The sequence below is a fragment of the Sphingomonas sp. NCPPB 2930 genome (assembly GCF_042867205.1).
In the GTDB taxonomy this organism is placed as follows: domain Bacteria; phylum Pseudomonadota; class Alphaproteobacteria; order Sphingomonadales; family Sphingomonadaceae; genus Sphingomonas.
This window is the reverse complement of the sequence record NZ_JBHZQU010000036.1, coordinates 1-6,206: the sequence shown is the minus strand read 5'-3', so window position 1 is coordinate 6,206 and position 6,206 is coordinate 1. Positions and strand designations below refer to the sequence as shown.

Annotated in this window: 4 protein-coding genes; 2 read left to right on the top strand and 2 right to left on the bottom strand. The window is 63.1% G+C overall.

Annotation, left to right across the window (positions count from 1 at the left end):
- Positions 1-397: 397 nt before the first annotated feature.
- Complete coding sequence (locus tag ACFX59_RS18130) at positions 398-1,210, top strand: DNA -binding domain-containing protein (protein ID WP_387434438.1); 813 nt, start codon at positions 398-400, stop codon at positions 1,208-1,210.
- 26 nt (positions 1,211-1,236) lie between these two features.
- Here ACFX59_RS18130 and ACFX59_RS18125 read toward each other — a convergent pair whose 3' ends face one another.
- Together ACFX59_RS18125 and ACFX59_RS18120 are read right to left on the bottom strand one after the other, a co-directional pair.
- Positions 1,237-2,478 (bottom strand): toll/interleukin-1 receptor domain-containing protein, encoded by a 1,242-nt coding sequence (locus tag ACFX59_RS18125; protein WP_387434436.1) that lies wholly within the window; start codon positions 2,476-2,478, stop codon positions 1,237-1,239.
- A 108-nt stretch (positions 2,479-2,586) separates the two neighbouring features.
- Positions 2,587-5,205 (bottom strand): AAA family ATPase, encoded by a 2,619-nt coding sequence (locus ACFX59_RS18120; protein WP_387434434.1) that lies wholly within the window; start codon positions 5,203-5,205, stop codon positions 2,587-2,589.
- A 201-nt stretch (positions 5,206-5,406) separates the two neighbouring features.
- Here ACFX59_RS18120 and ACFX59_RS18115 point away from each other — a divergent pair.
- Positions 5,407-6,206, top strand: a protein-coding gene (locus ACFX59_RS18115; RefSeq protein WP_387434432.1) for an IS5 family transposase whose coding sequence is annotated in 2 segments (ribosomal slippage) — positions 5,407-5,746 and positions 5,746-6,206 — 801 coding nt annotated over the 2 segments. Because the reading frame shifts where the segments join, the coding sequence is not laid out codon by codon here. This gene is flagged as partial in the annotation.

The following is a 6,206-nucleotide window of genomic DNA, read 5'->3' as shown; positions in this document are numbered from 1 at the left end:
AAAACCACCCAGTCCTACATCGGCTTCGTTAGCCTCGCCTCAGTCCTGCTCTGGCTACCCTTTGTCCACGATGCCTATTGCGCCGTGGACCGACAATGCCGCGATCAAGGCCGCGCTGCCCGCGATCGGCCGCACGCTTGCTCAGCCCACGGCAGAGGCGACCGATACGCTCATGCTCACGAACAAGGGCTGGCAGCACCAGCGCGCCTTGCGAAGGTAGATCCCGCACGGCTTTGACAGCGATTTCCGGCAATTAACCACATATCGCGAGAGACGGGCGGCCGCCGATCCTGCCATGTCCGCATCGTGCCGACATTCGCCCCGCACAATTCGGGGCCGTGGCGCGAGGCCCGCCCGTAACGCCTGGCGATGGTGCGCGGCCCACAGGGAGAGGATCATGGCAAGGACCATCCGGGCGGATGCCGCATCCGCATGGCGCAACCGCGCGCGCTACGACCATCTGCTGGGTTTCGACAAGGTGACATGGGCATGGGAATGTCTGCGCCGCGCGCTTGGCCGCGACGCCGCCTTGCCCTGCATGCCGTCATGGACGCTGCTCCGCGCGCGTCCGCCGCTCTGCGTCCTCACTATCCATGATTCCGATCGCGCGTGCAGCCGCGTCGTGCCGCTGGCGGCGATCGGCGGCATGGACGAGTTCGCCGGGCATGTATTCTGGTGCGGCGAACTGCCCGCGCCGGTGCTGGCGGTCGATGCATCGCCTGCTGCGCCCGATATGCCCGACGCCTTCGACCTTTGCGCGCTTCCCTATCCCATCGTCGTCTTGCGCCATGTGGGCGGCGGCGAGCATGTGCTGATAGCCGATGGCCCGCGCTGTATTCGCGTCGAGGTCCGATCCGGCACGCTGCTCAATGGCCCTGTCCGGCTCGATTTCCATGTCCCCGGCAACAGTCATGCAGGCGCGAAGATCATGACGCTGCGCCGGCTGAACGCTTTATGCCGCCTTGGGCGCTTTCCGGTGACGCTGTTCCCACCCGAACGACGGGCGCGGCGATGGGCGATGGCCCTCCAGGCATGGGATGGACGACAGGCCGGAGCAAGCCACCGGGAGATCGCCATCGTCCTGCACGGTGAAGCGACCTTGAGCGATCAATGGTATGGCAGGTCCGATCATATGCGGACGCACATCAAGCGATTGTTGCGAACGGCGAACGGCCTGACCGACGGCGGCTGGCGGCATCTGCTGCGATAGCCTGCCGATGTTCTACATCATGTCCGTCACAGGCTGCGCACAAACCGCAGCAATTCGTCGCCCATCAGGAAGCCGCAAGGCCAATAGGCATCCCCGCCCATATGCTCAATCGGCTCGACGACGCGCGCCGCCACGAGATAGGCCGCAGCGGAATTGAACCGCCGCGCTTCCCAGCCAAGCGCGCTACCGACTTCGCTGCTATCCGCCTGATCGCTGTCGAGATTGAGCAAATGCACGGCGAGATCGCGAGCGTCGTTTTCCGGGTTCCATTCCATGAAATCAGCGTCGAACGTCGCGAACAGGTCGGCCTTGGGCCAGATGTGGGACTCCCCACCGATATAATCCTGCTTTTCGAGTAGCCCGGCGCCGACAAGATCGAGCACCCCGATCCGCACGTCCGGCATGGGCAGGCCGGTGGCCTGCTGGATCGTCGCATAGTCGGCCTGCGGGTCCATCGACTGCGCATGTTCGCTGTTCCGCACGAAATATTCGGCAACCACACGCGCCGATGAGGACCAGGCGGACCCCGCCTCATGAGACTGGACATATCGCGGCTTCTCACCGAGCGGGGGCTTTCGGCTGATCCCGAAGATTTCGGCGGCGAGCGCATCCAGCCCTTCATCGCCCGGCTGGAACTCGGGAGTCAGTCTGGTCTTGAGGAACGGCGATACCGCAGACAGCGGCAGATCGCGGCGCAGGCCGATAAACTTGGCGCTGCCTTCGACCGAGCGCATCAGCCCTGCGTCAATTTCCTCGTTCACCCACGGCTTCTGGATCGAGGTTTCCGTCAGAAGCACGACGAAATGCGTGCAGCCACCTAACCCTTCCTCCATCTTCCGGCGAAGACTGTCTCCGTATCCGATTTCCCAATTGTCATACCAGACTTCGATTCCACGCTGCATCAACCCTTCGGCCAGCGGCTTGACGATGGGCTTATCTTCGGACGCATGGGCGAGATAAACCAGTCGCTCGCGGTTCGCCGGTTCATTCATGCCGTGGACTTCTCCCTTGTTCAAACCCAGTCGCTGTTCCAGCGCCCGCGCGAAAGCGGGCGATCCGCTGGTATGGACGGTCCAGCCCCGTTTACCGACGCGCCGCACGAAAACCGGCACATGCTTCCCCGTTTCGGGATCGACGAGCGAAGCGGCCTTGCCATGCAGTTCGGCGGCATAGCTGGTCATGGCCTGCTCAAGCACATCGTCCATCATGCCGCTGAAGAAATCGCCACTGGACACTTTACGGCCCCCGCGCCGGAATTCGATCGCCATATATCCTCCCATGCTTCGTGCCGGTGCGGACTTGCCTGACCTACATATGGCAGAGCCTAGAGGATATTTCGATTCTCATTTTGTTCCGATTTCCGGCGCTCATGATGGTCAGACCGGTGCGACGGCTTTCTGCCGCTGGACCACCGAATCAACCCACGCTTTTAGTGCCGTGATTTCCGCCTGGACCGCCTCGGCTGTTGGTAGCGGCGCATTGAGTTCCCGCGCTTCGCTGTGCAGCAAGGCCGAACACCTGCCGTAGGCGTCGCGCATGTCCTCGCAGTCCTGACGCGTGATCGCGGTCATTCGGACAAGGCCGGGCGTCGTGACCTTATGCGAGAGGCGGCGCAACACTGGCGCGACAGTATCCTCAACCGCACGCTCCCAGCAGGTCCGAAGCTGCTCCTGCAACGAGCGCACCGTGACTTCCCACTGTGCATGATTGCCGCGATCATGGTGGACACGCTCATTGTCGAGCCGGGATTGCATGGCGCCGATCACGTCGGCCAGCGGCCGCGCCTTGAACGGCGGATCGGTGTTGCAGAAGCCCGCCGCGTCACGGCCGCGGCTGATCGAACGGATCGCCAGTTGGGGTTTCGGGTCCGCCTCGCGGCACGCTTCATCCAGCAGGAACAGGAAAGCAATGTCGTGGGTGAACACGATCACCTGCCGGTCCACCGCTTCCTCGATCAACCGTTTGGCGACCGCCTCCCGGTGCATATGGTCGAGCGAGGATACGGGATCATCGAACACGATGGCGGATTTGCTGTCGCTGGTGGCGAGTTCCGCGAGGAAGGCGGCAAGCGCCACGCAGCGATGCTCGCCCTCGCTCAGCACATCACCGACCCCGGCGGCCGGATTGCGCGTCAGCGCCACCTTGAAGCGGGGGATGCCGTAAGCGCTCTTTTCCTGCTTTAGTTCTATCGCCAGCCCGGTTACGCCTATCCGGCCGACTTCGATCGCGAACTGCGCGCGAAGTGCATTGGTCACAAGCGCCTCGGCGACCTCCGTGCTCTTGCCGGTGATCCTGTTGGTCCGGGTATCCTGTTCCGCTTTCTTGAGCACCGCGATCTTCTTGATGCGCTCGATCTCAGCCAAAACGTCGTCGAGTATCGTTCCTAGCCATTGACGATCGGCCAGTCCGTCTCGCTCGGCAATCAGCGCTTTGCGCTCCGGCGTATCCGCTTCAGCGGTCAGCCCTGCGGCCCGGTTGGACAGATCGGTGGCATGGGCGCTGAACCTTTCGGCCGGAGGCGCTACCGGATCGCGATATATAGGCCGAGTCTGCTCCCCGTGACGGCGTTCCATCTGCCTAAGCCGCCAGAGATTGATGACGACGCTGCGGCGAAGATCCTGCCCCAACGCATCATCGGAAAGGTCATCGACCGCGCAGCGGACCATCGCCTTGAGGTCCGCCCGTGAAATCTTCGCGGCGCGCAGGCTCGCAAGGGCTGCATCATATATGTCTTTCGCCTCGTTCTCGCGCCGCTTGCTGTCATCCCTGATGAATGCCTCGAACCGATTGAGGCGGACGCCAGCCTCGGGTGCGATGTCCTGCTGGCACAAGACACAGACCGATGGTGGCTGCGTGACCGGGAACGGCCGGTCAGGATAGGCGTCGGCTTCGGAATAGCGCCGGGCGGCCTCCCATAGCGCCCGCCAGGTCTCCGAACCGATGTGGGGCAATGGTTCGTCCACGAACAGAGCGGTGGACGCAGCCTGCGCCGCCGCCCGCGCCGTGGCATAATCATCGGCTGCCCTGTGCAGTTCATCGGCACGGATCGGAGCAACAGCACCGGCAAGCGCGACTATGCGCGATGCGATGCCTTCCACCTTGACCTTGAGTGTCGCGAGCTGGCGCCCGGCCCTGACCGGATCGCTCGCCAGATCGCGATTGAGCTGGCCCAGCCGGTCTGCTTCCTCCTGGCTCAGCGCTGCCAGCGCCTGCACCTTTTCCGGCGTGGCTTTCGCCAGACGCGCGAACAACCTGCCGACATCGGTGTGTGGCTTGCAATTGGGCTGTTTGATCGCTTGCGGTGTCTGCGCTTCGATCGTTTTGATTTCCGCGTTGAGCCTTTCCTTGAGCGACTGGCAGGCTTGGGCAAGCTGACCCAGTATCTTCAAGGGGAACGGCGTGTAGGCGACGTCGTTGACCTGACTGACGTGGACGCTGGCGGTGCGGCTGTCGAACACGTTGACCGCCGACAGCGCCGGATCGGAGACTTGATCGAGCGCCCAGTTTGCCGAACTGTTCTGGCTGTTTATGGCGAAGTCTATCGACGCCGTGGGCGTGCCGGGATTGGCGTCATAGATGTTCGGCAGGATCGCTTCGCTTTTGCCTGCGACACGGGCGCGGCACATTTTCTTGAGAATGCGGGCATAGCCTGACTTCCCGGAACCATTGTCTCCATAGACAACGGTAAGGCCGCTGCGTGCGAAGGTCAGACGTTCCCCGGCCGCGAGCGCGTTGACATGCTGGGTGCCATGAAGCTGCTTGAGCGTGACGACAGATTGCGATGCCGAAGCCGCGCGAACATGGTCTCCGGTCAACGGTGTAGCGGCCGCTTCGCCCTTGCAGATGGCGAGCAGAGCGGCCGTATCATCATTGTCGAGGGCGGACGTGAGGCAAAGGCGGCGCAGGGCGTCGCGCTGCCAGTTCGGGCAGTCCTGCGACCATGCGACCAGCGAGCCGAGAACCGCCGCTTCCGAAGTATTTGCCGTCTGATTCACAAAGATGATTCCCCCTTCGAATAGCATAGTGGATGACGATTTTTTGGGGAGACTTATTCAGCCCGAGCCGAGGAAAGTTGCTTCCATAGTGGTGATTATGGCATCCCGCCCGCGAGCGAGGGACCGCGCTCTACTCCGCTAGGGTCAGGACCCATTGATGTGAGCGTCGGGATCTGATTCAGGCTCCGCGAGGAGACCGGGATGAGCGACCTGTTTTGGCTGACGGACGAGCAGATCGAGCGGCTGCGGCCGTTCTTTCCCAAGAGCTACGGTAAGCCGCGGGTCGATGACCGGCGGGTGCTGAGCGGCATCGTGTTCGTGAACCGCAACGGCCTGCGCTGGCGCGATGCACCCAGCGCCTACGGGCCCTACAAGACGCTCTACAACCGCTGGAAGCGTTGGGGCGAGGCGGGCGTGTTCACGCGGATGATGGAGGGTCTGGCTGCGGTCGGTGGCGAGCCGAAGACGGTCATGATCGACGCGACCTACCTCAAGGCGCACCGCACGGCATCGAGCCTGCGGGTTAAAAAGGGGATCTCGGCCGCCTGATTGGGCGCACCAAAGGTGGCATGAACACCAAACTCCACGCCTTGGCCGATGCGAACGGACGCCCTTTGAGCTTCTTCATGACCGCAGGCCAAGTCAGCGACTACATCGGCGCGGCAGCGCTGCTGGACGACCTGCCGAAAGCGCAGTGGCTGCTCGGCGACCGGGGCTACGACGCCGATTGGTTCAGGGACGCTCTCCAGGCCAAGGGCATCCAGCCCTGCATCCCAGGCCGGCGATCGCGCAACGAGCCGGTCAGATATGACAAGCGCCGCTACCAGCACCGCAGCCGCATCGAGGTCATGTTCGGCCGTCTCAAAGACTGGCGGCGCGTTGCCACTCGCTACGATCGCTGCCCCACGACGTTCTTCGCTGCCGTTGACGTGACCCCAGTCTTTCAACCAGCGGCAACCAGAGACCGACCGGTGTTGTCGCGCAAGAGCGCAGGTGAAGCA

Bases quoted from the DNA above. Each gene is read 5' to 3' on its own strand.
- ACFX59_RS18130 (WP_387434438.1), top strand. From the start codon at position 398: ATGGCAAGGACCATCCGGGCGGATGCCGCATCCGCATGGCGCAACCGC.
- ACFX59_RS18125 (WP_387434436.1), bottom strand. From the start codon at position 2,478: ATGGCGATCGAATTCCGGCGCGGGGGCCGTAAAGTGTCCAGTGGCGAT.